At 63.7% G+C, this 21692-nt stretch carries 21 protein-coding genes and 1 other RNA gene; 8 read left to right on the plus strand and 14 right to left on the minus strand.

Going from position 1 to position 21692, the window contains the following annotated elements:
• Positions 1-227: 227 nt before the first annotated feature.
• Positions 228-324: signal recognition particle sRNA small type (gene ffs, locus J4D28_RS29290), an RNA gene on the plus strand.
• Between the two features lie 92 nt (positions 325-416).
• Here ffs and J4D28_RS29295 read toward each other — a convergent pair.
• Positions 417-1283 (minus strand): LysR family transcriptional regulator, encoded by an 867-nt coding sequence (locus J4D28_RS29295; RefSeq protein ID WP_009047926.1) that lies wholly within the window; start codon positions 1281-1283, stop codon positions 417-419.
• A 102-nt stretch (positions 1284-1385) separates the two neighbouring features.
• Here J4D28_RS29295 and J4D28_RS29300 point away from each other — a divergent pair, with 102 nt between their 5' ends.
• Positions 1386-2369: a DMT family transporter gene (locus J4D28_RS29300; protein WP_009047927.1), complete on the plus strand. Its 984-nt coding sequence runs from the start codon at positions 1386-1388 to the stop codon at positions 2367-2369.
• Here J4D28_RS29300 and J4D28_RS29305 read toward each other — a convergent pair.
• Together J4D28_RS29305 and J4D28_RS29310 are read right to left on the minus strand one after the other, a co-directional pair.
• On the minus strand, positions 2303-2677 hold the full coding sequence (locus J4D28_RS29305) for a VOC family protein (protein ID WP_016704966.1): 375 nt from the start codon (positions 2675-2677) through the stop codon (positions 2303-2305). The two genes, J4D28_RS29300 and J4D28_RS29305, sit on opposite strands and share 67 nt — an antisense overlap.
• A 142-nt stretch (positions 2678-2819) precedes the next feature.
• The gene (locus J4D28_RS29310; RefSeq protein ID WP_007922376.1) at positions 2820-3134 is read right to left on the minus strand and encodes a helix-turn-helix domain-containing protein; all 315 of its coding nucleotides are present in this window, start codon (positions 3132-3134) and stop codon (positions 2820-2822) included.
• Positions 3135-3735: 601 nt separating this feature from the next.
• Between J4D28_RS29310 and J4D28_RS29315 the strand changes: the two genes are divergently transcribed.
• The gene (locus J4D28_RS29315) at positions 3736-5436 is read left to right on the plus strand and encodes a bifunctional diguanylate cyclase/phosphodiesterase (RefSeq protein WP_103331033.1); all 1701 of its coding nucleotides are present in this window, start codon (positions 3736-3738) and stop codon (positions 5434-5436) included.
• 3 nt (positions 5437-5439) lie between these two features.
• Here the strand turns inward: J4D28_RS29315 and J4D28_RS29320 are convergent, their stop codons facing one another.
• On the minus strand, positions 5440-6213 hold the full coding sequence (locus J4D28_RS29320; RefSeq protein WP_103331034.1) for an ABC transporter substrate-binding protein: 774 nt from the start codon (positions 6211-6213) through the stop codon (positions 5440-5442).
• 139 nt (positions 6214-6352) lie between these two features.
• On the opposite strand from J4D28_RS29320, the gene dnaX reads away from it, so the two are divergent.
• The 5 genes from dnaX (at position 6353) to J4D28_RS29345 (ending at position 12119) form a co-directional block, all read left to right on the plus strand.
• Complete coding sequence (dnaX, locus tag J4D28_RS29325; protein WP_103331035.1) at positions 6353-8461, plus strand: DNA polymerase III subunit gamma/tau; 2109 nt, start codon at positions 6353-6355, stop codon at positions 8459-8461.
• Between the two features lie 66 nt (positions 8462-8527).
• On the plus strand, positions 8528-8866 hold the full coding sequence (locus J4D28_RS29330) for a YbaB/EbfC family nucleoid-associated protein (protein ID WP_009047931.1): 339 nt from the start codon (positions 8528-8530) through the stop codon (positions 8864-8866).
• A gap of 268 nt (positions 8867-9134) precedes the next feature.
• Positions 9135-10169, plus strand: a complete 1035-nt coding sequence (locus J4D28_RS29335; protein ID WP_009047932.1) for an NADP-dependent oxidoreductase — start codon at positions 9135-9137, stop codon at positions 10167-10169.
• A gap of 65 nt (positions 10170-10234) precedes the next feature.
• On the plus strand, positions 10235-10837 hold the full coding sequence (gene recR, locus J4D28_RS29340; protein WP_009047933.1) for a recombination mediator RecR: 603 nt from the start codon (positions 10235-10237) through the stop codon (positions 10835-10837).
• Between the two features lie 133 nt (positions 10838-10970).
• Positions 10971-12119, plus strand: a complete 1149-nt coding sequence (locus J4D28_RS29345) for an acyl-CoA dehydrogenase family protein (RefSeq protein WP_009047934.1) — start codon at positions 10971-10973, stop codon at positions 12117-12119.
• 74 nt (positions 12120-12193) lie between these two features.
• Here J4D28_RS29345 and J4D28_RS29350 read toward each other — a convergent pair whose 3' ends face one another.
• The 10 genes from J4D28_RS29350 to J4D28_RS29395 all read right to left on the minus strand — a co-directional run.
• Positions 12194-12742, minus strand: a complete 549-nt coding sequence (locus J4D28_RS29350; protein WP_009047935.1) for an adenine phosphoribosyltransferase — start codon at positions 12740-12742, stop codon at positions 12194-12196.
• An 83-nt stretch (positions 12743-12825) separates the two neighbouring features.
• Positions 12826-13560 carry a Crp/Fnr family transcriptional regulator FnrA gene (fnrA, locus tag J4D28_RS29355; protein WP_009047936.1) on the minus strand — a complete coding sequence of 245 codons (735 nt, stop codon included), beginning with the start codon at positions 13558-13560 and terminating at the stop codon, positions 12826-12828.
• A gap of 308 nt (positions 13561-13868) precedes the next feature.
• Positions 13869-15251, minus strand: a complete 1383-nt coding sequence (hemN, locus tag J4D28_RS29360; protein ID WP_009047937.1) for an oxygen-independent coproporphyrinogen III oxidase — start codon at positions 15249-15251, stop codon at positions 13869-13871.
• A gap of 141 nt (positions 15252-15392) precedes the next feature.
• Positions 15393-16076: a sulfite exporter TauE/SafE family protein gene (locus J4D28_RS29365; RefSeq protein ID WP_009042956.1), complete on the minus strand. Its 684-nt coding sequence runs from the start codon at positions 16074-16076 to the stop codon at positions 15393-15395.
• Positions 16069-16299, minus strand: coding sequence for a cbb3-type cytochrome oxidase assembly protein CcoS (gene ccoS, locus J4D28_RS29370; protein ID WP_009047938.1), 231 nt, complete (start codon positions 16297-16299; stop codon positions 16069-16071). Before ccoS ends, J4D28_RS29365 begins: the two co-directional genes overlap by 8 nt.
• 24 nt (positions 16300-16323) lie before the next feature.
• The gene (locus tag J4D28_RS29375) at positions 16324-18774 is read right to left on the minus strand and encodes a heavy metal translocating P-type ATPase (protein WP_041989230.1); all 2451 of its coding nucleotides are present in this window, start codon (positions 18772-18774) and stop codon (positions 16324-16326) included.
• Between the two features lie 90 nt (positions 18775-18864).
• On the minus strand, positions 18865-19404 hold the full coding sequence (locus tag J4D28_RS29380; RefSeq protein ID WP_041989228.1) for a FixH family protein: 540 nt from the start codon (positions 19402-19404) through the stop codon (positions 18865-18867).
• An 11-nt stretch (positions 19405-19415) separates the two neighbouring features.
• Entirely contained in the window at positions 19416-20831 is a 1416-nt protein-coding gene (gene ccoG, locus J4D28_RS29385) for a cytochrome c oxidase accessory protein CcoG (RefSeq protein ID WP_016704962.1), read from the minus strand.
• A 205-nt stretch (positions 20832-21036) separates the two neighbouring features.
• Complete coding sequence (locus J4D28_RS29390) at positions 21037-21447, minus strand: type II toxin-antitoxin system VapC family toxin (RefSeq protein WP_041989226.1); 411 nt, start codon at positions 21445-21447, stop codon at positions 21037-21039.
• Positions 21447-21692 (minus strand): type II toxin-antitoxin system Phd/YefM family antitoxin (locus tag J4D28_RS29395; protein WP_207246509.1); only part of this gene is annotated, 246 nt, incomplete at its 5' end. The genes J4D28_RS29395 and J4D28_RS29390, both read right to left, overlap by 1 nt.

The following is a 21692-nucleotide window of genomic DNA, read 5'->3' on the forward strand; positions in this document are numbered from 1 at the left end:
CCGAGCTGCAACCGAAACATCGTGTCATCCGCGATTACGGCCGCTGCGCGACCGAACGCAGCCTGCGGCAGCGGCTACAGGAATCGACGAGCGGGCGGGGAGAGGGGTAATGATCCAAGTACTTGAAGCCGTTCAGATTTTTTAATCTTTACAGAGCGGTTGTAACTTCGCCGCAGATAGGTACAATGGCGCGGCTCGCCGTCAGGTGAGCGTCGTTATGGTGACCCCATTGGTCCCCTCGCAACGATCAGCCGTGAACCCGGTCAGGCCTGGAAGGGAGCAGCCGCAGCGGTGACATTGTGTGCCGGGGTGTGGCTGGTGGGGTTGCCTCCATAACGCCCTCTGTCGGTCCTCGACGAATGTTTTGAATTCTCCCCCTGCTTTCACCTGATCTGGCCTCTCGCCGGTCGCTCGTTTCATCCCCCCAATCGTTCCTGCAACAACTGCGCAAACGCGTCCCGTGCGGTGTGGCGTTCTATTTCCTTGTTCCAGACAAAACGAATGTCGATCGGCTGCAGGTCGGCGAAGCGGTGGCGCGTCAGGCCCGCGGACAGGGTGTAGCGCTCGAGCACGCCTTCCGGGGCCAGGGTCATGCCGGCACCGGCGCTGACACAGTCGATGATGGTGCCCCAGCTGGCATAGCCGATGATGGTCGCGGTCACGTCGTGGGCGTTCAGCCAATGCTCCAGGGCGCGGCGGTAAGGGCAGCCGCCGGGCCACATGAACAGGGTCTGGTCTTGCAGGTCGCGCGGGCTTAGTACAGGTGCCGCATCGGCGCTGGCGACCAGCACCAGGGGCTCGCTGTAGAGGGCGGTGCGCTCCAGCTTTGGCTGGGGCGTGTCGACCGCAACCAATGCGCCGTCGATCCGGTGGTGTTGCAGCTCTTCGAACAGCTGCGACCAGGTACCGGTTACCAGCTCCAGAGTGACCTGGGGAAAGCGCTGATGGAATTCCGCCAGCAGCGGCGGCAGGCGCCCGCCGGCACAGGACTCGATGGCGCCGATACGCAGGATGCCGCTGGGTTCGGCCTGGCGGTCGACCGCACGTTTGGCTTCATCCACCAAGGCCAGGATGCGCTCGCTGTAACCCAGAAAGATTTCCCCATCCGGACTGATTTTCAGCCCGCGGCCCGCGCGGATAAACAGACTGGTGCCCAGCTCGCCTTCCAGTTGCTTGAGGCGGTTGGTGATGTTGGAGGGCACGCAATGCAGTTGTTCGGCCGCCCGGGCAATGCTGCCGGTGCGGGCGACGGCTTTCACCATCTTCAGCTGGCTCAGTTCCATTGCTCATTTCCAGTGAGGTCTGGTCTCAGTATCCGTTAATTGTGGTGAGTTGTGGCGGGCGGGAGACTGAAGGCCTTCCTTGTGCTACCGAGTGCCTGTGTCTTGAATATCTCCCCTGCGTTGAAACTGGTCCTGGCGACCGCCGCGGTCATTTTGTGTTGGGCTTATTCCCCGGTGGGTATCCACATCGGCCTGGAGGGTTACGAGCCTGGCCATCTGGCGTTGCTGCGCTTTCTGATCGCTTCGCTGTTCATGGGCGCCATCGCCCTGGTGAAAAGAATCGCCCTGCCACGCTGGCGTGATCTGCCCTGGTTGCTGGTGCTGGGCTTTTTCGCCATCGCCCTGCATCACGTCAGCCTCAACTACGGCCAGCAGGGTTTGAGCGCGGGGGCGTCCAGTGTGCTGGCGCAGTCGGCGCCGATCTTCAGCACCCTGATTGCGTTTTTCTGGTTGAGGGAGCCGGTCAGCGGTTGGCGCTGGGGCTGTGTCGGGTTGGGGTTGTTCGGCGCGGTCGTGGTGGTCTGGGGCGACCAGGGCGTGGCGTCGATCAAGCCCCAGGGATTGCTCGTGCTGCTGGCGGCCTTCTCCTGGGGTTTGTACTTCGTGTTGCAGCGGCGTTATTCGGGGCGTTACGACCTGTTGACCACCGTCTGCTACATGGTCTGGGCCGGCACCTTGCTGTTGAGCCTGTATTGGCCGGGGCTGGCGGTCGCGGTGGTCCAGGCACCGTGGCGGGTGAACCTGGCGGTGTTGCTGCTGGGGTTGTTTCCCAGTGCGCTGGCTTACCTGGCGTGGGCCTATGTGCTGGCGCGGGTCGAGGTCAGCCGCGCGTCCATCGCCATGTACCTGATACCGCCAATCGCCATGCTGCTGGCAGCGCTGGTCCTGCATGAGCGAGTGCATGGCGCGGTGGTCGTGGGGGCGGCGATCGTCCTCGGTAGCGTGATGGCGATGCAGTTGGAGGGGCGTTGGTCGCGGCGTCGCTCGGTACTGCCGGAGGCTATCGCCGCGACTGCCGTTCACTCCAGGATCGGGCAGAACACCCTGAGTCGATGTCCGTCCGGGTCCAGGGCGACGAAGGTGTAGCCGAAGTCCAGGGCGGTCGGATTTTGGGCGATGCTCACGCCGGATTCGGCCCATTGGATATGCAGTCGGTCGACGGTCTGGTTGTCGGCCACCCCTAAGGCCAATTCGCCGCCGCCACCGGCGACCTGGGTGGCTGGCTCGACATCCTGCCTGGACCAGAGGCCGAGCTTGAGCCCCGAATCGAGGATGAACAGGGCGAAGGTCGGCGACAGCTCGACCGGCGGCCTGTCCAGCAGGCGGCTGTAGAAATTGGCGCTGGTGGCGGGGCTGTCGACGTATAGCAGAAGGTAAGTGCTGGTAGCGATCATCCGGACTCCTGGAAAGGTTGGGCTGCGCACGCCAGCTTAAGGGGCGCCGTTGTCAGTTCCTGTCAGGAGTCATCTGGGGGAAATAAAGAGGAGGCAGGCTATCGGCTTCGATAGGGCTGCCTCCTCTGCGTGTTGCTCGGCTCTAAGGCTTGGACAAGGCCAGGTCTACCGCTGCTATCAGCTTTCCCAGGTCCTTCGGGGTGGCTTTGTGAATGACACCGAACAGATACGCCCGCTGTTCGTCTTCGTCGCCCAGATCTGCGAAAAAGGCTTTCAGCTTCACTCCCAGTACATCGGCCAGCAGGAACAGCGCTTCCACACTGGGGGTGTAGGTGCCGGTTTCGAAGCGGCTGATGGTTTTAGGGTCAAAACCGGTTTTTTCGCCTAGTTCAGCCTGAGTAAGCCCCGCTACCTTGCGGTAACGCCTGATGGCTGGACCCAAACTTGAAATTTGCATCGCTCAATTCCCATTTAGAATCAAGAACTTAACGATAAATCTTTGCATTAGGCAACGCCATGATTCATCACCTTGCCTTGCAAAATGTGATGCAATTCGTAGAATCGACGCTTCGGACAGGCATTTGGTGATCTAGTTTCAGAAGATGAACTGATGAAACAAGAACTCATTGCATTTTCCTTGTTCACCAGAATCGAGGGTATGGCGCAGGCGCGAACGTCTCGCTGATGATTGCCAGTGTCCCACCCGCCAAATTCGGCTGATCCTTAAGTGATTTTAGTTGGTCTTCGTCGATTCGAAGGTCAATGACGGTGTCGGTCGCTGTACGGTTGCAATTGTGTCAGGTGGGGCAAGACGGTGCGCCATTTTCCGTGAGTCGGCCTCTTGCCGGCTTGTCTGGGCTGGCATTGTCGAATGCTGTCTATGGAGTTTTAACGTGCGTCTGAATGTGCCGGTCACCTCTGTTGAACAGATATTTTCGGACCAGCAGCCCAGGCCTGCCTGGGATTGCGAAAATATTGAGAGTGAACGCCCAAACATCTCTTCCGGGCTCCGTGCCCTGGTCGAGCGGTTCAACCGCTAGCGACAGTGAGTCAGACTCATGGATGAGAAATACCGCAGGGCCGTGGATGCAGCCGCCATTTTTTCCGAGACCGACCTGACCGGCCGGATCACTTACGTCAACGACCAGTTCTGTTCGATTTCCGGCTACAGCCGAGAAGAGCTGCTGGGCGCCAATCACCGGATTCTCGGCTCCGGCCTGCACCCTCCCGAATTCTTCAGCAGCATGTGGCGCACCATTGCCCTGGGCCAGGTCTGGAAGGGCGAGATCTGCAACCGGGCCAAGGACGGGACTTTGTATTGGGTCGACAGCACCGTCGTGCCCTTGCTCGATGAGGCCACTGGTCGGGTCCAGCGTTATGTGGCGATCCGCTTCGATATCAGCGAAAAACGGCGCTTGCTGCACTCGCTGCAATGGCGGGTCGGCCACGATGTGCTGACCGGTTTGCCCAACCGTTCCTTCCTTTCCGACCTGCTCAACCAGGCGCTGGATTACTCGCGCAAGGAGAACATCGCGCTGGCGGTGTGCATGCTCGATCTCGACGGCTTCAAGGCGGTCAACGATGGCTACGGGCACGCCAGCGGCGATCTGTTGCTGGTGGAGGTAGCGGCGCGCCTGCGCTCGATCATTCGCGGCGAAGACGTGGTGGCGCGCCTGGCCGGGGACGAGTTCGTGCTGATCCTGCGCCATGTGCGCGACATTCGCGAGTTGCGGGCGGCGCTGCATCGGGTGCTGGGGGTGATCTCCACGCCCTATCTGATCCAGGACAAGGAGATCAACGTCTGCGCCAGCATCGGCGTGACGCTGTTTCCCGCCGACAACGACGATGCCGACACTTTGTTGCGGCATGCCGACCAGGCGATGTACGTGGCCAAGCAGAGCGGGCGCAATCGCTTTCACTTGTTCGATGTGTCGCGGGACCGCGAGGTCAAGGCTACCCACCAGACCGTGGAGCGGGTCCGGCAGGCGTTGGCGTCCGGCGAGCTGTGCCTGCACTTTCAACCCAAGGTCAATATGCGCAGCGGCGAGGTGGTGGGTTTCGAGGCGTTGCTGCGCTGGCAGCATCCGCAGCGGGGCATGGTCGCGCCTCGGGAGTTCCTGCCGCTGGTGGAGGAGACCGACCTGATCGTCGATATCGGCGAGTGGGTGATGGAGCAAGTCATGGCCCAGTTGCGGCAATGGCAGCTGGCCGGACAGCGCTGGCCGATCAGCGTCAATATCGCAGCGCGGCATTTCCAGCGGGCGGATTTCGTCGACCGACTCAAAGCGGTGCTCGAGCGCCATCCACAGATTGCCCCGCAGTTGCTGGACCTGGAAATCGTCGAAGCGGTGGCGGTGGAGAATATCCAGCACGTCAGCGCTTGCCTCGAGGCCTGCCAGGCGCTGGGAGTGCAGTTCTCCCTGGGGGATTTCGGCACCGGGCATTCGTCGCTGAGCTACCTCAAGCGCTTGCGCACCCAGACCATCAAGATCGACCGCATGTTCGTGCGCGACATGCTGCACGACCAGGGCGATCTGGCGCTGACCCAGGCCTTGATCGGCCTGGCCCGGGCGTTTGACCGGCAGGTGGTGGCCGAGGGCCTGGAAAGCATGGAGCACGGCGAGTTGCTGATGTCGCTGGGCTGCGACGTGGCGCAAGGCTATTTCATCGCCCCGCCCATGCCGGCCAGCGAGGTGCCGGGTTGGGTGGCGACCTTCCTGCCGCCGCTGGAATGGTGTCCGCAGGACGAAGTCGGCTGACGCCTAAGGTGCCTCGTAGCTCTGCGGGGCGCTCTCGGTCGGCCTGCGGCCGGTGTACAGGCCGATGAGGTCGTCGATCTCTCCTGACATCTTCATGCGCAACAAGGTGCGCAGCACGCGTTGCACCGGCAGCGCCGGATCGTTGCGGACGACGCAGCCGACCGCCTGTTCCTGCAGGATGGCCACGCTGTGCAGTTGCTGCTCGGGCGGCAAGGTCTGATTGAACCAGTCCAGCGTCCATTGGTTGCTCACCGCGTAGCGGTAGCGGCCGGCCCAGAGTTTTTGCAGCACCTGTTCCTGGTTGCGCGCGTCGTCGCGGAGCAACTGGCGGCTGTCGAACAAGGGTTGCAGGGAAGGGTAGGTGTAGCTGAGGACGGTGCCGATGGGCTGCGTCGGCAGGTCCCGGGGCGTGACCGGGAATAGGTGTCGCTCGCGGCTGACCAACAGGTCGCGCTGAATGAACAGCGGGATGCTCCAGATGTAATCGCCGGCCTGGTTGGGCAGCCAGGACTGGGCGGCATAACAGCGGACATCGATTTCCCCGTGATCCATGGCCGCCTGCACGCGGGCCCGCGCCAGGACGTGGAATTCGGCCGGGGTGCCGACCTGGGTGGCGAGGCTGGCCATCAGGTCGTGGAGAATGCCCTGGGTGGGTCGGCCACGTTCGATCTGTACCACGGGCATGGCCCAGCTGTCGGGGATCGAGAAGCGCAGGGCCGGTTCTGCGGCAAAACCATTCATGGCAACCAGCAGACAGGCGCCCAAGGCTAAACGCATAGAGTCTCCACGCAGGAAAAGGCCGTTGACGAGCCTGACAAAAAGCAGCTTAGCCAGATTAGACGAGCGCACCGGATGCAATTTCGCCCTTGCTCCGCTAGCATTACGGGCTTCCGCTTCCCAGTTGCGACGGTTTTCGATGAGTTATCAGGTTCTTGCACGTAAATGGCGTCCGCGCTCGTTTCGCGAAATGGTCGGCCAGACCCATGTGCTCAAGGCTCTGATCAATGCCTTGGACAGTCAGCGGCTGCACCATGCCTATCTGTTTACCGGCACCCGCGGGGTGGGCAAGACCACCATCGCGCGGATCATTGCCAAATGCCTGAACTGTGAAACAGGCATTACTTCCACGCCCTGTGGCACCTGCTCGGTATGCCGCGAGATCGACGAAGGGCGTTTCGTCGACCTGATCGAGATCGACGCCGCGAGCCGGACCAAGGTCGAGGACACCCGCGAGCTGCTGGACAACGTGCAGTACGCACCGAGCCGCGGACGCTTCAAGGTCTACCTGATCGACGAAGTGCACATGCTGTCCAGCCACTCGTTCAACGCCTTGTTGAAGACCCTGGAAGAGCCGCCGCCCTACGTCAAATTCATTCTGGCGACCACCGATCCGCAGAAACTTCCGGCAACGATTCTTTCGCGCTGCCTGCAGTTCTCCCTGAAGAACATGACCCCGGAACGGGTGGTCGAGCACCTGACCCACGTGCTGGGCGTCGAGAACGTGCCGTTCGAAGACGACGCGCTGTGGCTGTTGGGCCGCGCCGCCGACGGTTCGATGCGCGATGCCATGAGCCTCACCGACCAGGCCATTGCCTTCGGTGAAGGCAAGGTCATGGCCGCCGATGTGCGGGCGATGCTCGGCACTCTCGATCACGGCCAGGTCTACGACGTCCTGCATGCGCTGATCAACGGCGATGCCAAGGCCTTGCTCGAGGCTGTGCGCCACCTGGCCGAACAGGGCCCGGACTGGAACGGCGTGCTGTCGGAGATTCTCAACGTCCTGCACCGTGTGGCCATTGCCCAGGCCTTGCCGGACGGTGTCGACAACGGCCATGGCGACCGCGACCGGGTGCTGGCCCTGGCCCAGGTGTTGCCGGCCGAAGATGTGCAGTTCTATTACCAGATGGGCCTGATCGGCCGGCGCGACCTGCCGCTGGCGCCGGACCCGCGCGGTGGTTTCGAGATGGTCCTGCTGCGGATGCTGGCCTTCCGGCCAGCGGACTCGGCAGATGCGCCGAGACAGCCGCTAAAGCCAGTGGGGATCAGCCAGGCCACAGTTGATTCCGCCCAATCCGTGGCTGGCGCAGCCGTTGCTGCGCCGGTAAGTGTTGCCGCCGCTCCGGTTGCAGCGCCGGTGGTCGAGGCCGCTCCAGCGGTTGCCCCTGTCGTTGCACCCGCGCCTGTTCCAGCAGCGCCCGTGGCGCCTGCGCCACAGCCTGTGGTCGAGACGCCAGCGCAAGCCGCGCCTGTCGCCGCCGAAGAGGTGGTCGACCTGCCGTGGAACGACCCGGTCGAACCAGTCGTCGCACAGCAGCCGGCCGTCGAGCCCGTGCTGGAGACCGCCGCGGAGCAGCCTGAGCTGACCCCGATGCCGACCCCGACCCCGGACAGCGTAGTGCCGGATGCGCCGGAATGGGTCAGTGCCCCGGTGCCGGAGCCCAGCGTTGCCGAGGTCGATGCCGCGACACCGGGCATCGACCTGGATGACGAGCCACCGCTGGACGAAGACTACATCGAGCCGGACATGGATTCGGCCTACAGCTACCTGGACGAACTGGCCAGCGAACACGCCGCCGATCCCGAGCCGGAACCCGAGCCGCTGCCGGCTGCCCAGCCGGCCACCGGCCTGGCGCTGGAGTGGCTGGAACTGTTCCCGAAACTGCCGATTTCCGGGATGACGGCGAGCATCGCCGCCAACTGCACCTTGATCGCCGCCGAGGGCGACAACTGGTTGCTGCACCTGGATCCGGCCCACAGCGCCCTGTTCAACGCCACTCAGCAGCGGCGCCTGAACGATGCCCTGAACCAGTATCACCAGCGCACGCTGACGGTGAGCATCGAGCTGATCAAGCCCGAGCAGGAAACCCCGGCCCAGGCCGCGTCGCGTCGCCGTGCCAATCGCCAGCGCGAAGCCGAGGAGTCGATCCACGGCGATCCGTTCATCCAGCAGATGGTGCGGGAGTTCGGCGCGGTGGTCCGTCACGATACTATTGAACCTGTCGAGGCCCTGGTCAGCCAGGGTTAATAACTGAAGGGCGCCGGGCCTTGAGGCCGGGCGCTGTTTTTATCCAAGTACTTTGAGGTGATTCCCATGATGAAAGGTGGCATGGCCGGCCTGATGAAGCAGGCGCAGCAGATGCAGGAAAAGATGGCCAAGATGCAGGAAGAGCTGGCCAACGCCGAAGTCACCGGCAAGGCGGGTGGCGATATGGTCACTGTGGTCATGACCGGTCGTCACGACATCAAGCGCGTGAGCATCGACCCAAGCCTGCTGGAAGGCGTCAGCGAAGATGACCGCGAAGTGCTGGAAGATCTGTTCGCCGCCGCCGTCAACGACGCCGTGCGCAAGATCGAAGCCAACAGCCAGGACAAGATGTCCGGCATGACCGCTGGCATGCAACTGCCACCGGGTATGAAACTGCCGTTCTGATTCGCACCAGCGCATTGGTCGGACTTAAAAATGCCAGGCATCGCGCCTGGCATTTTTGTTTGTGCCGCCTGTAGCCGCTGCCGCAGGTGCGATCGAGCGCGCAGCGGTCGTCATTCAGGCGATGGGGTCTGGCTGGATGATTGCGGTTGCGGTGCAATCGATCGCAGCTTGCGGCAGCGGAGTGGGAGAGAAACATCGAACGCCGAGCGCTATACGATGGTCTGCACTCTGTATGGCCCGATTCAATTCTCGATAAGGAGTTGCTCTGATGTCGCAAGCATTGACCCTCAACCAGCGCATCGTTCTGGTCTCCCGGCCCCAGGGCGCGCCCGTGCCGGAAAATTTTCGCCTGGAGCGGGTGGCGCTGCCGGATCTGGCGGATGGCCAGGTGCTGCTCAAGACCCTTTATCTGTCGCTGGACCCTTATATGCGCGGGCGCATGAGTGATGCGCCGTCCTACGCCGCTCCGGTGGAAATCAACGAAGTGATGACCGGCGGCGCGGTCAGCCGGGTCGAGCGCTCGCTGAATCCGAAATTCCAGGAGGGCGACCTGGTGGTGGGTGCCACCGGGTGGCAAAGCCACAGCATTTCCGATGGCCGTAACCTGATACCGGTGCCGGCGGGTTTGCCCAGCCCCTCGATGGCCCTGGGCGTGCTGGGTATGCCGGGCATGACCGCGTACATGGGCCTGATGGACATCGGCCAGCCCAAGGCCGGAGAGACCCTGGTAGTGGCCGCGGCCTCGGGGGCTGTGGGCTCGGTGGTGGGGCAGGTGGCGAAGATCAAGGGGCTGCGGGTGATCGGTGTGGCGGGTGGTCCCGACAAGTGCCGCTATGTGGTCGAGGAGCTGGGGTTCGATGCCTGTATCGACCACCACAGCCCGAATTTTGCCGACGAGCTGGCGCAGGCCTGCTCCGAGGGTGTGGATATCTACTTTGAAAACGTCGGCGGCAAGGTGTTCGATGCGGTGCTGCCGTTGCTCAACCCCAAGGCGCGGATTCCGCTGTGCGGGCTGATCGCCCAGTACAACGCCCAGGAATTGCCGCCGGGGCCTGACCGCCTGCCATTGTTGCAGCGCCAGCTGTTGACCAAGCGCGTGCGCATCCAGGGGTTTATCGTGTTCGACGACTACGGCGACCGGCAACCGGAGTTTGTCAGCGCCATGGCGCCCTGGGTGCTGCAAGGCAAGGTCAAGTTCAAGGAGGATGTGGTCGACGGCCTGGAGCGCGCGCCGCAAGCCTTCATCGGGCTGCTGGAAGGACGCAACTTCGGCAAGCTGGTGGTGCGGGTCGCCCCGGACTGAGCATTTGACGCTAATCGGAGGCGCGGGTATAAACCGCGTCTCGTCGTTTTGTCGGACCTTTCCCCATGAGCTTCAGCCCCCTGATTCGCCAACTGATCGATGCCCTGCGCACTTTGCCGGGCGTGGGTCAGAAAACCGCCCAGCGCATGGCCTTGCAGCTGCTGGAGCGCGACCGCAGCGGCGGTACGCGGTTGGCCCAGGCTCTGAGCCAGGCCATGGAGGGCGTGGGCCACTGCCGCCTGTGCCGCACCCTCACCGAGGACGATCTGTGCCCGCAATGCGCCGATCCGCGCCGTGACGACACGCTGTTGTGCGTGGTCGAGGGGCCGATGGATGTCTATGCGGTGGAGCAGACCGGTTATCGCGGTCGCTATTTCGTGCTCAAGGGCCACCTGTCGCCTCTCGACGGCCTCGGCCCGGAAGCCATCGGTATTCCCCAACTGTTGGCCAGGATCGAAGAGCAGGGCAGTTTCACCGAGGTGATCCTGGCCACCAACCCGACGGTGGAAGGCGAGGCGACCGCCCATTACATCGCCCAGCTGTTGACCAACAAAGGCCTGATCACCTCGCGTATCGCCCATGGCGTGCCCCTGGGCGGCGAGCTGGAGCTGGTGGACGGCGGCACCCTGGCGCACTCGTTTGCCGGGCGCAAGCCAATCAGCCTGTAAGCGTTTCGGCCAGCAAGCTCGCCGCTGCCAGAGGGGCTTGCTTGCTGGCCGCGCTCTGTCGCTTAAACGCGACTTTTCTTGAAAACCAAGCAAGCGCTAGGTAAGTTTCCTCAACCTTCAGAGGAGCTTGCCGATGTCTGCCTGCCAGGAATACTTCGACCCTAGCCATCAGTTGGTCCGCGACAGCGTTCGACGTTTCGTCGAGCGGGAAATCCTCCCGGACATCGATCAATGGGAGGAGGCGCAAGGCTTCCCCCGCGAGCTGTACCTCAAGGCTGGCGCAGCCGGCATCCTGGGCATCGGCTATCCAGAAGCCCTGGGTGGCAGCCACGAGGGCGACCTGTTCGCCAAGATCGCCGCCAGCGAGGAACTGATGCGTTGTGGCTCCGGCGGCCTGGTGGCGGGCCTGGGCTCGCTGGACATCGGTTTGCCGCCGGTCGTCAAATGGGCGCGCCCCGAGGTCCGCGACCGGGTGGTGCCGCAGGTATTGGCGGGCGAGAAGATCAGCGCCCTGGCGGTCACCGAGCCCGGTGGCGGTTCGGACGTGGCCAATCTGCAGACCCGGGCGCTGCGCGATGGCGACTGCTACCGCGTCAGCGGCAGCAAGACCTTTATCACCAGTGGCGTGCGCGCCGACTTCTACACGGTGGCCGTGCGCACCGGCGAACCCGGTTTCGGTGGCATCAGCCTGCTGCTGATCGACAAGGGCACGCCGGGATTCACCGTCGGCCGGCCACTGAAGAAGATGGGCTGGTGGGCGTCGGATACCGCCGAGCTGTTTTTCGACGATTGCCGGGTGCCGGCCAGTCATTTGATCGGGGTCGAGAACATGGGCTTCGCCTGCATCATGGGCAACTTCCAGAGCGAGCGCCTGGCGCTGGCGCTAATGGCCAACATGACCGCGCAGCTGGCGTTGGAGGAGAGCCTGAAGTGGGCCCGGGAGCGCGAGGCGTTCGGCAAGCCCATCGGCAAGTTCCAGGTGATCAAGCATCGTCTGGCGGAGATGGCGACCGCGCTGGAGGTGTCCCGCGAATTCACTTATCGTCAGGCAGCGAAGATGGCGGCGGGCCAGAGTGTGATCAAGGAGATTTCCATGGCCAAGAACTTCGCCACCGATACGGCCGATCGCATCACCCACGATGCCGTGCAGATTCTCGGTGGGCTGGGCTACATGCGCGAAAGCCTGGTGGAGCGGCTGTACCGCGACAACCGCATCCTTTCCATCGGCGGCGGCACCCGGGAAGTGATGAACGAAATCATCAGCAAGCAGATGGGGCTGTAGACCTGCCGGAGGCCCCTGTAGGAGCGAAGCTTGCTCGCGATAGCGCCGGCCCTGGCAACCCGAATGGCAGCGATTTACCGTTCGCTCAACGAGAACTGCGTCAGGCAGAAGGTTGGAATGTCCATGTCTCGCAGGCGTTGCGAGCCGCCCAGTTCCGGCAGGTCGATGATGGCGGCGGCTTCGTAGACGCTGGCCCCCATGCGGCGCACCAGGTTGGCCGCGGCGATCAGGGTACCGCCGGTGGCAATCAGGTCATCGAACATCACCACCGAATCGCCTTCGCACAGGCTGTCGGCATGGACCTCGAGAAAGGCTTCGCCGTATTCGGTCTGGTAACCCTCGGCAAGCACGTCGGCCGGCAGCTTGCCTTGCTTGCGGAACAGGATCAGCGGTTTGTTCAGCTGGTAGGCGAGGATCGAGCCGATCAGGAAGCCGCGGGCGTCCATGGCGCCGATATGGCTGAAGTCTTCTTCGACATAGCGCTGGGCAAAGCTGTCGGCGACCAGGCGCAAGGCCTTGGGCGACTGGAACAGCGGGGTGATGTCACGGAAGATCACGCCCGGTTTGGGGAAGTCGATGACTGGGCGGATCAGGGATTTGATGTCGAAGGAATCGAAGGCCATCGTGGCAGTGTCCTGGCGGGCATGAAGTGGAGCGCGCCAGTATAGCCTCGCCCGAGCCGCTTGGCTCGGGCGGGGGCTCTGCCTCAGCCTTCCAGGGAGCCGCCGGCGAGGGCGCACAGCTGGATCGGGTCGAGAATGTGCACCTCTTTGCCTTCAGCGGCGATCAACGCGTTCTGCTGGAAGCGGGTGAACACCCGGGATACGGTTTCCACCGCCAGGCCCAGATAGTTGCCGATCTCGTTGCGCGACATGCTCAAGCGGAACTGGTTGGCCGAGAAGCCACGGGCGCGGAAGCGTGCCGACAGGTTGACCAGGAACGTGGCGATGCGCTCGTCGGCGGTCTTTTTCGACAGCAACAGCATCATCTGCTGGTCGTCGCGGATCTCGCGGCTCATCACTCGCATCAGCTGGCGGCGCAGCTGGGGCAACTGCAGGGCCAGTTCGTCGAGGCGTTCGAAGGGGATTTCACAGACCGACGTGGTTTCCAGGGCCTGGGCGGAAACCGGGTGGATCTCGGTGTCCATGCCGGACAGGCCGACCAGTTCGCTGGGCAGGTGGAAGCCGGTGATCTGTTCTTCGCCGCTGTCGCTGAGACTGAAAGTCTTCAGGGCACCGGAGCGCACAGCATAGACGGAGTCGAATGCGTCGCCCTGGCGAAACAGGAACTCGCCTTTTTTCAGCGGGCGACCGCGTTTAACGATCTCGTCCAGCGCATCCATGTCTTCCAGATTCAGAGAAAGTGGCAGGCAGAGGGGGGCCAGGCTGCAATCCTTGCAATGGGCCTGGTTGTGAGCGCGCAGTTTTACTGGCTCGGACATTCAATAGAATCCTTGTGGGAAAACACACATAAGCCGTAAGGGTAACTCACGGGAGGAGGTTCCGGCCAGTCCGTGCCGTATTGGCGCTTAGTCGTAAAGCTGTCCGTTTGTAGCCTCCAGGCCACTCCGGGAAAATGCGCTCGTGCAGTCCGTTCAAGGTATTTCCAGCGCTGGCCGTCACTTGCACTCGCCGATTGTCTCGGCGTCAAGTATCAGGCTTGCTTGCGCCCTGTCTCTCCCGACAGTTTTTGCCCGTAATCTGCGACAAGTTGTCGCGCCTGGCGCTCAGGCTGCCGCGCCTGATGCCCCTAGATGACCCGGGAAAAACGCTGTCGATTCTGTTGCTCCAGATACGCGTCGAACACCATGCACACCGAACGCACCAGCAGGCGCCCGGCAGGCAGGACTTCGATGTTTTCGTTGCTCAGCTTGATCAGGCCGTCTTCGGCCATGGCTTGCAGCTGTGGCCACAGCTCGCCGAAATACCCGCGAAAGTCGATGTTGAACTGCTGCTCGATGGTCTCGAAGTCGAGGCTGAAGTTGCAGATCAGCTGCTGGATCACCGCGCGTCTGACGCGGTCGTCCTGATTGCACACCAGGCCACGGCTGGTGGCCAGTTGCGCGCCACCCAGCAGGTTCTGGTACTGGTTCAGGTCGCTGCTGTTCTGGCAGTACAGGTCGCCGATCTGGCTGATGGCCGAGACGCCCAGGCCGATCAGGTCGCAGTGGCCATGGGTGGTGTAGCCCTGGAAGTTGCGTTGCAGGGTCGACTCTTCCTGGGCGATCGCCAGCTCGTCGTCGGGCAGGGCGAAATGATCCATGCCGATGTAGCGGTAACCGGCGGCCGTCAGTTGTTCGATGGTGCGCTGCAGCATCTGCAGTTTTTCCGCCGGGGCCGGCAGCTCGTGGCTGTTGATCCGCCGTTGCGGCATGAAGCGCTCTGGCAGGTGCGCGTAGTTGAACACCGACAGCCGGTCCGGCTGCAGGTTGATGACTTCCTCGACGGTGCGGGCGAAGTTGTCCGGCGTCTGTTTCGGCAGGCCGTAGATCAGGTCGATGTTGATCGAACGAAACTGCAGGGTGCGCGCCGCTTCGATCACCGCCCGGGTTTCTTCCAGGCTCTGCAGGCGATTGACCGCGCGCTGTACCGCCGGGTCGAGGTCCTGCAGGCCGATGCTGACCCGGTTGAAGCCCAGTTCGCGCAGCAGGCCCATGGTCGACCAGTCGGCTTCGCGCGGGTCGATCTCGATGCCGTAGTCGCCCGAGTCGTCGTCCAGCAGGTTGAAGTGCTGGCGCAGATGGCCCATCAGTTGCCGCAGTTCGTCATGGCTGAGAAAGGTCGGGGTACCGCCGCCAAAGTGCAGTTGCTCGACCTTCTGCCCGGGGTCGAGATGGCAGGCGATCAGCTGGATTTCCTGTTCCAGGCGCTGCAGGTAGGGCAGGGCGCGCCCGCGGTCCTTGGTGATGACCTTGTTGCAGGCACAGTAGTAGCAGATGTTCGCGCAGAACGGCACATGCACGTACAGCGACAGCGGGCGCAGCGCCTTGCGGCTTTCGCGCAGGGCGTGGAGCAGGTCGAAGGTGCCCACCTGGCTGTGGAATTGCACAGCGGTGGGGTAAGAGGTGTAGCGCGGTCCCGCCAGGTCGTAACGGCGGATCAGATCGGTGTCCCAACGAATGGCGTCGAGCATGCGGGAATTCCCCCGGTAGGCAGGCAGTGTTCGCGAGTCTAGGGGGTTGGCGCCCGGGCCATCTTGATTTGCATCAAGGCTGGCGGGTGCGCGCTGCCTGCCGGGCGGGCCTTGTGGGGTTGCTGGCGATGGCTGGCAGCCTCAGTGGCCCATCAACCAGTGCTGATGCGGACCGGGCAAGGTCCAGATGCCGAACAGGATCACCAGCAGGCCACCGGCCATGCGCACGCTGCGCCGACGCAGCAGTGCGGTGACCCGCTCCGCCGCGAGCCCGGTCGCCAGCAGCACCGGCCAGGTACCCAGGCCGAAGGCCAGCATCAGCAGGGCGCTGTCGAGGGCGTTGCCCTGGCTGGCGGACCACAGCAGGGTGCTGTACACCAGGCCGCACGGCAGCCAGCCCCAGAGCGCGCCCAGCAGCAGGGCGCGCGGCAGGCTCGACACCGGCAGCAGGCGGTTGGCCACGGGCTGTATATGCCGCCACAGGCCGCGTCCAAGGCTTTCGATACGGGTCAGGCCGCTCCACCAGCCGGCCAGGTACAAGCCCATGGCGATCAGCAGCAGGCCGGCCAGCACACGCAGGGCCATGGCCGCCGGACTGCTGGCCACGGCCCAGCCGGCCAGGCCGATCAGCAGGCCCGCGGTGGCGTAACTGAGAATGCGCCCCAGGTTGTAGGCCAGCAGCAGGCGAAAGCGCCGGCTGCGCTGCTCCTGGGGAATGGCCAGGGTCAAGGCGCCCATCAGGCCGCCGCACATGCCCAGGCAGTGACCGCCGCCGAGCAGGCCGAGGATCACCGCGGAAACCAGCAGCGGCGCCAGCTCAAGCATGGGGCGGCGCCTGGTCTTTGTGCGGCGGCTGTTCGGCCGCCGGCTGGCCCTTGGCCTCGTCGATCGCGGCGGTGTGCTTGGGGTCCTGGTCGTCGAACAGAATGCTGTGGGCGGGGCCATCGAGGTCATCGTACTGACCGCTGTCGACCGCCCAGAAGAAGATGTAGATGGCGATGGCCACGATCAGCAGCGCCGCCGGAATCATCACGTAGAGAGCTGGCATGGGTAGGCTCCATGCCCGCGCGGCTCAGGCCGGCAGCGGGCGGGTTTGGGTCGTGGCCTCGGCCTGGGGCTGACGCGGCAGGCGAGTCAGGCGCAGGGCATTGAGCACCACGGTCAACGAACTGATGGACATGCCGATGGCGGCCCATACCGGAGTGATCCAGCCGAGGGCGGCGAACGGCAGCATGAGGCCATTGTACAGCCCGGCCCACAGCAGGTTCTCGATGATTATCCGGCGCGTGCGACGGGCCAGGCTGAAGGCCTGCACCAACGCGTCCAGGCGGTTGGACAGCAGCACCGCGTCGGCGCTGGTCTTGGCCAGGTCGGTGGCCGAGCCCATGGCCACGCTGATATCGGCGGCGGCCAGCACCGGGACATCGTTGACCCCATCGCCGAGCATCAGCACTTTGCGGCCCTGGCGATGCAGTTGTTGCAGCACCTGCAGCTTGTCGTCCGGGCGCAGGCCGCCGCGGGCTTCGTCGATGCCCAGTTCGGCGGCGACGCTGGCGACCATCGGCGAACTGTCGCCCGAGAGCAGCAGGGTGTTCCAGCCCCGCGCCTTGCAGGCGGCCAGCAAGGCCGGCGCATCGCTGCGCAGGCGATCGTCAAGGACAAACCAGGCCAGTGGCCCCTGGGTATCGCCCAGCAGCAGCCATTGGCCGGCTTCGTCCGGCATCGCCGGGACCGTGCAGGCGCTGAGCTCGCAGACGAAGGCGGGCTGGCCGATGCGCAGGCGTTGCTCGCCCACCAGGCCTTCCAGGCCCAGCCCGGGCATGCTCAGGACTTCCTCGGCGGCCAGCGGCGCGCGGCCGAAGGCCCGGGCAATCGGGTGTTCGGAGCGGTTTTCCAGGGCGGCGGCCAGGCCCAGGCACTGCTGGCTGTCGAGGTCGCCCAGGGGCCGAATCGAGCGCAGGGCCAGGCGCCCTTCGGTGAGGGTGCCGGTCTTGTCGAAAATCACCGTGTCGATCTGGTTCAGGCCTTCGAGCACGTGGCCGCGGGTCAGCAGCAGGCCGAGTTTGTGCAGGGTGCCGGTGGCGGCCGTCAGCGCGGTCGGGGTGGCCAGGGACAGCGCGCAGGGGCAGGTGGCGACCAGCATCGCCAGGACGATCCAGAAGGCCCGGGAAGCGTCCAGCTGCCACCAGAGCAGACCGATGGCGGCCGCGGCGATCAGGGAGAACAGCAGGAACCACTGGGCGGCGCGGTCGGCGATTTCCGCCAGGCGCGGTTTCTCCGCCTGGGCCCGATCCAGCAGGCGGACGATGGCCGACAGGCGCGTGTCCTGCCCCAGGGCCAGGACTTCCACGGTCAGCGCGCCCTCGACATTGAGGGTGCCGGCGGTGACCGCATCGCCGATGCTGCGCGGTTGCGGCAGGTATTCGCCGGTGAGCAGGGATTCATCGATGCTCGACTGGCCATCGAGGATCTTGCCGTCCGCCGGCAGGATGGCGCCGGGGTGCACCAGCACCTTGTCGCCCAGGCGCAGTTCGCTGAGCAGGATGCGTTCGCTCTGGCCGTCAGTACCCAGGCGCAGGCACGAGGCCGGCAGCAGGTTCACCAGTTGCGCGGTGGCGGCGGCGGTGCGTTCGCGGGCGCGGCGTTCCAGGTAGCGCCCGGCCAGCAGGAACAGGGCGAACATGCCCACGGCATCGAAGTACAGCTCGCCGACCCCGGTGATCGAGGTCCAGATCCCGGCGATGTAGGCGGCGCCAATCGCCAGGGACACGGAAACGTCCATGGTCAGGTGGCGGGTACGCAGGTCACGCAGGGCACCCTTGAAAAACGGCGCGCAGCTGTAGAACACGATCGGCGTGGTGAGAAACAGCGCGACCCAGCGCAGGATGGTGTGCAGCTCGGGGCTCAGGTCGATATTGAATTCCGGCCAGGTGGCCATGGTCGCCATCATCGCCTGGAACCACAGCAGCCCGGCCACGCCCAGCTGGCGCAGGGCCAGGCGGTTTTCGCTGGCCAGTTGCTCGGAGGCGCGGTCGGCCTGGTAGGGATGCGCTGCATAGCCGATCAGGCGCAGTTCGCTGAGCACCTGGCTCAGTGGCAACTGGCTGTCGGCCCAGCGCACATGCAGGCGATGGTTGGACAGGTTCAGTCGCGCTTCGGCCACCGCCGGCAGGCTGCGCAGGTGTTTCTCGATCAGCCAGCCGCAGGCGGCGCAGCTGATGCCTTCCATCAGCAGGGTGGTTTCGGCCAGTTCGCCTTCATGCCGGACAAAGGGTTGCTGCACATCCGCGCGGTCGTAGAGCGCCAGTTCGTCCACCAGTTGCACCGGCAGGGCCTCGGGGTTGGCCGAGGCTTCGCTGCGATGGCTGTAGTAGCTTTCCAGGCCGCCGGCGACTATGGCTTCGGCCACCGCCTGGCAACCCGGGCAACAGAACTCGCGGGGGGCGCCGAGCACGACGGCGGTGAAGCGGCTGCCGGCGGGAACGGGCAGGGCGCAGTGGTAGCAGGGCAGTGGCGTGGTCATCGCGGGTCTTTGTTCCAGGGGCGGACCTCATCGCCGGCAGGCCGCTGCCTGGGAGAAGACAGCAGCCTGCCGGCGATGTACGGAGGGCGCTTACTTGTCCAGGTGTTCCGCGCCTTGCAGCGGTTCGTCACCCAGCAGCAGGTCCTTGTCGTGGCTGACCTGTTCCTCTTCGAACATGCGCCAGGTCTTGTCGCCTTCGACGCCCAGCAGTTCGACAAAACGGCGGCCATCGACCTTGTCGCTCAACTGGCCAATGTAGCGGCCCTGTTCGGTTTCGCTGCGGGCGAGGGTGATCTTTCGGTCTTTTTCCGGCTGGGTCGGCGAGATCAGGTTCAGCTCCAGGGTGGCGGGCGCGCTGTTGCCGCTCAGGCGCAGGTCGACTTCGCCGGTGAGGTCATCCAGGTGCACGCTGGCGCGCAGTTGCAGGGTCTGGGCCAGCAGTTCGCGGTCCAGGGAGCGGTTGATGCCTTTGCCGGCCTCGTAGTAGTTGTCGTTGACCAGGTTGTCCGGGTTGTTCACCGCAATGGTCACCATGGACAGGGTCAGGGCCACCGAGCAGGCCAGGATGCCGATGATGATCCAGGGCCAGAGGTGCTTGTACCAGGGGCTTGTGGCGGTCGCTGCGGGCATGATGACTTCTCTTAACGAATTTGTGGGCCGATGAACCGGCTCTTGGCTTCAACGTGGACGCTTTCGTCGTCGGCGTCCTTGAGGATGAATTTCACCTCGTTGGTGCTCGACGGCAGTTGCTCGGGCGAGCTCGACAGCTCGACCGGCATGCTGACGATATCGCCGGCCGCCACCTTGATCTCGCGTCGGCCTTGCAGCTTGAGGTCCGGCAGGCCGGCGGCGTCCAGTACGTAGGTATGGTCGCGCTGATCCTTGTTCATGATCTTCAGGCTGTAGACGTTCTCGATCCGGCCTTCGGCGTTCTCGCGATAGAGCACGCGGTCCTTGCTGACATCGAAGCCCACCAGCGAGCGCATGAAGAACGCGGTGACCAGCAGGCTGATCATCGTCAGCAGCACCAGCGCATAACCGATCAGGCGTGGACGCAGTTTATGGGTTTTCTGCCCGGACAGGTTGTGCTCGGTGGTGTAGCTGATCAGGCCGCGCGGGTAGTCCATCTTGTCCATGATGTTGTCGCAGGCGTCGATGCAGGCGGCGCAGCCGATGCATTCGATCTGCAGGCCGTCGCGGATGTCGATGCCGGTCGGGCAGACCTGGACGCACATGGTGCAGTCGATGCAGTCGCCCAGGCCCATGGCCTTGTAGTCGACACCTTTCTTGCGCGGGCCGCGACCTTCGCCGCGACGCGGGTCGTAGGAGACGATCAGGGTGTCCTTGTCGAACATCACGCTCTGGAAGCGGGCGTAGGGGCACATGTAGATGCACACCTGTTCGCGCAGCCAGCCGGCGTTGCCATAGGTGGCGAGGGTGAAGAAGCCGACCCAGAAGTACGACCAGCCATCGGCCTGGCCGGTGAAGAAGTCGATGACCAGCTCGCGGATCGGCGAGAAGTAGCCGACGAAGGTCATGCCGGTGACGAAGCCGATCAGCAGCCAGAGGCTGTGCTTGCTGAACTTGCGCAGGAACTTGTTGGCGCTCATCGGCGCCTTGTCGAGCTTGATGCGCTGGTTGCGGTCGCCTTCGGTGACCTTCTCGCACCACATGAAGATCCAGGTCCAGACGCTTTGCGGGCAGGTATAGCCGCACCAGACGCGCCCGGCGTACACGGTGATGAAGAACAGGCCGAAGGCGGCGATGATCAAAAGCCCCGACAGCAGGATGAAATCCTGGGGCCAGAAGGTGGCGCCGAAGATGAAGAACTTGCGCTCCGGCAGGTTCCACCAGACAGCCTGGTGGCCGCCCCAGTTGAGCCACACCGTACCGAAATACAGCAGGAACAGGGCCGCGCCGCCCACCATCCGCAGGTTGCGGAAGAGGCCGGTGAAAGCGCGTGTGTAGATTTTTTCCCGAGAGGCGTAGAGATCTACGCTGTTGTTCGAATTCTTGGCAGGAGGGGTAACGTCATGTACCGGAATCTGGTTGCTCATCATTGCATCCCACGGCAGTGGAGAAATGCCCCGGTCAGTACGTGCCGACCGCGATCAAATAGGGGTGTTGCAGTGGCGCAATGATACGCCTGTCGCTCTAGCTCAAGGGTGCGACCTTTGGTCGCGTTGGGGGAAATCAATTGATGGTGTAATGACTTGAATCAATTGACTTGTGAATTATGGACGCTTTTCGCCGCGACCGCGTTCAATCGTTCCAAGGGTTGAGCAGTTGCACACCGCTGGACTGGAAGTCGGCGATGTTGCGGGTAACGACTGTCAGCCCATGTTCCAGGGCGGTCGCCGCAATCAGGGCATCGCATTCATTGCTGCGATCCGGAACATGCAATCGGGCGTAGCGCATAGCGACAGCAGGGTCAATGGCCAGGATTCGTCCGTCGAAAGCGGGCATCACGCGCAGTTCCAGCCAGGCACGCAGCAGGGCCCCTTGGGTGCGATCGCGGCGTTCCAACCGCAGGATGCCGGTTTCCAGTTCCAATAACGTAATGACTGATAAAAACAGGCTGGTGGGCGCCACGGCCTGAGCCCAGGCCACTACCTGGCGATCAGCGTTGGGCTTGCGTAATTCGGACACAACGTTGGTATCGAGCAAAAACATCAGGACAGATCGATCTCGCGAGGAATGATGGTGGCGCGCTCTGTTTCGAAATCGATTTCAGGCGCTTCAGGCATGGCCAGCATGTCGACGATGCTGGTGTTCAGGCCGCTCAGTTTTTCGTAGTCCTCAATGCTTAGCAGCACATGGGCGGGCCTGCCACGGTCGGTGATGATGACCGGGCCGTTTCTGGAGGCTTTTTTGGCACCACTTGTGTCCTGATTGAATTCGCGGCTGGAGATGGTGGT

The organism is Pseudomonas sp. GW531-T4 (assembly GCF_017349615.1).
GTDB classification, from domain to species: Bacteria; Pseudomonadota; Gammaproteobacteria; order Pseudomonadales; family Pseudomonadaceae; genus Aquipseudomonas; species Aquipseudomonas chlororaphis_I.

What these genes read in the sequence shown, in the direction of transcription:
- J4D28_RS29295 (WP_009047926.1), bottom strand. Translation starts at nt 1,283, where the DNA reads ATGGAACTGAGCCAGCTGAAGATGGTGAAAGCCGTCGCCCGCACCGGC.
- J4D28_RS29305 (WP_016704966.1), bottom strand. Translation starts at nt 2,677, where the DNA reads ATGATCGCTACCAGCACTTACCTTCTGCTATACGTCGACAGCCCCGCC.
- J4D28_RS29310 (WP_007922376.1), bottom strand. Translation starts at nt 3,134, where the DNA reads ATGCAAATTTCAAGTTTGGGTCCAGCCATCAGGCGTTACCGCAAGGTA.
- J4D28_RS29315 (WP_103331033.1), top strand. Translation starts at nt 3,736, where the DNA reads ATGGATGAGAAATACCGCAGGGCCGTGGATGCAGCCGCCATTTTTTCC.
- J4D28_RS29320 (WP_103331034.1), bottom strand. Translation starts at nt 6,213, where the DNA reads ATGCGTTTAGCCTTGGGCGCCTGTCTGCTGGTTGCCATGAATGGTTTT.
- dnaX (WP_103331035.1), top strand. Translation starts at nt 6,353, where the DNA reads ATGAGTTATCAGGTTCTTGCACGTAAATGGCGTCCGCGCTCGTTTCGC.
- J4D28_RS29330 (WP_009047931.1), top strand. Translation starts at nt 8,528, where the DNA reads ATGATGAAAGGTGGCATGGCCGGCCTGATGAAGCAGGCGCAGCAGATG.
- J4D28_RS29335 (WP_009047932.1), top strand. Translation starts at nt 9,135, where the DNA reads ATGTCGCAAGCATTGACCCTCAACCAGCGCATCGTTCTGGTCTCCCGG.
- recR (WP_009047933.1), top strand. Translation starts at nt 10,235, where the DNA reads ATGAGCTTCAGCCCCCTGATTCGCCAACTGATCGATGCCCTGCGCACT.
- J4D28_RS29345 (WP_009047934.1), top strand. Translation starts at nt 10,971, where the DNA reads ATGTCTGCCTGCCAGGAATACTTCGACCCTAGCCATCAGTTGGTCCGC.
- J4D28_RS29350 (WP_009047935.1), bottom strand. Translation starts at nt 12,742, where the DNA reads ATGGCCTTCGATTCCTTCGACATCAAATCCCTGATCCGCCCAGTCATC.
- fnrA (WP_009047936.1), bottom strand. Translation starts at nt 13,560, where the DNA reads ATGTCCGAGCCAGTAAAACTGCGCGCTCACAACCAGGCCCATTGCAAG.
- hemN (WP_009047937.1), bottom strand. Translation starts at nt 15,251, where the DNA reads ATGCTCGACGCCATTCGTTGGGACACCGATCTGATCCGCCGTTACGAC.
- J4D28_RS29365 (WP_009042956.1), bottom strand. Translation starts at nt 16,076, where the DNA reads ATGCTTGAGCTGGCGCCGCTGCTGGTTTCCGCGGTGATCCTCGGCCTG.
- ccoS (WP_009047938.1), bottom strand. Translation starts at nt 16,299, where the DNA reads ATGCCAGCTCTCTACGTGATGATTCCGGCGGCGCTGCTGATCGTGGCC.
- J4D28_RS29375 (WP_041989230.1), bottom strand. Translation starts at nt 18,774, where the DNA reads ATGACCACGCCACTGCCCTGCTACCACTGCGCCCTGCCCGTTCCCGCC.
- J4D28_RS29380 (WP_041989228.1), bottom strand. Translation starts at nt 19,404, where the DNA reads ATGCCCGCAGCGACCGCCACAAGCCCCTGGTACAAGCACCTCTGGCCC.
- ccoG (WP_016704962.1), bottom strand. Translation starts at nt 20,831, where the DNA reads ATGAGCAACCAGATTCCGGTACATGACGTTACCCCTCCTGCCAAGAAT.
- J4D28_RS29390 (WP_041989226.1), bottom strand. Translation starts at nt 21,447, where the DNA reads ATGTTTTTGCTCGATACCAACGTTGTGTCCGAATTACGCAAGCCCAAC.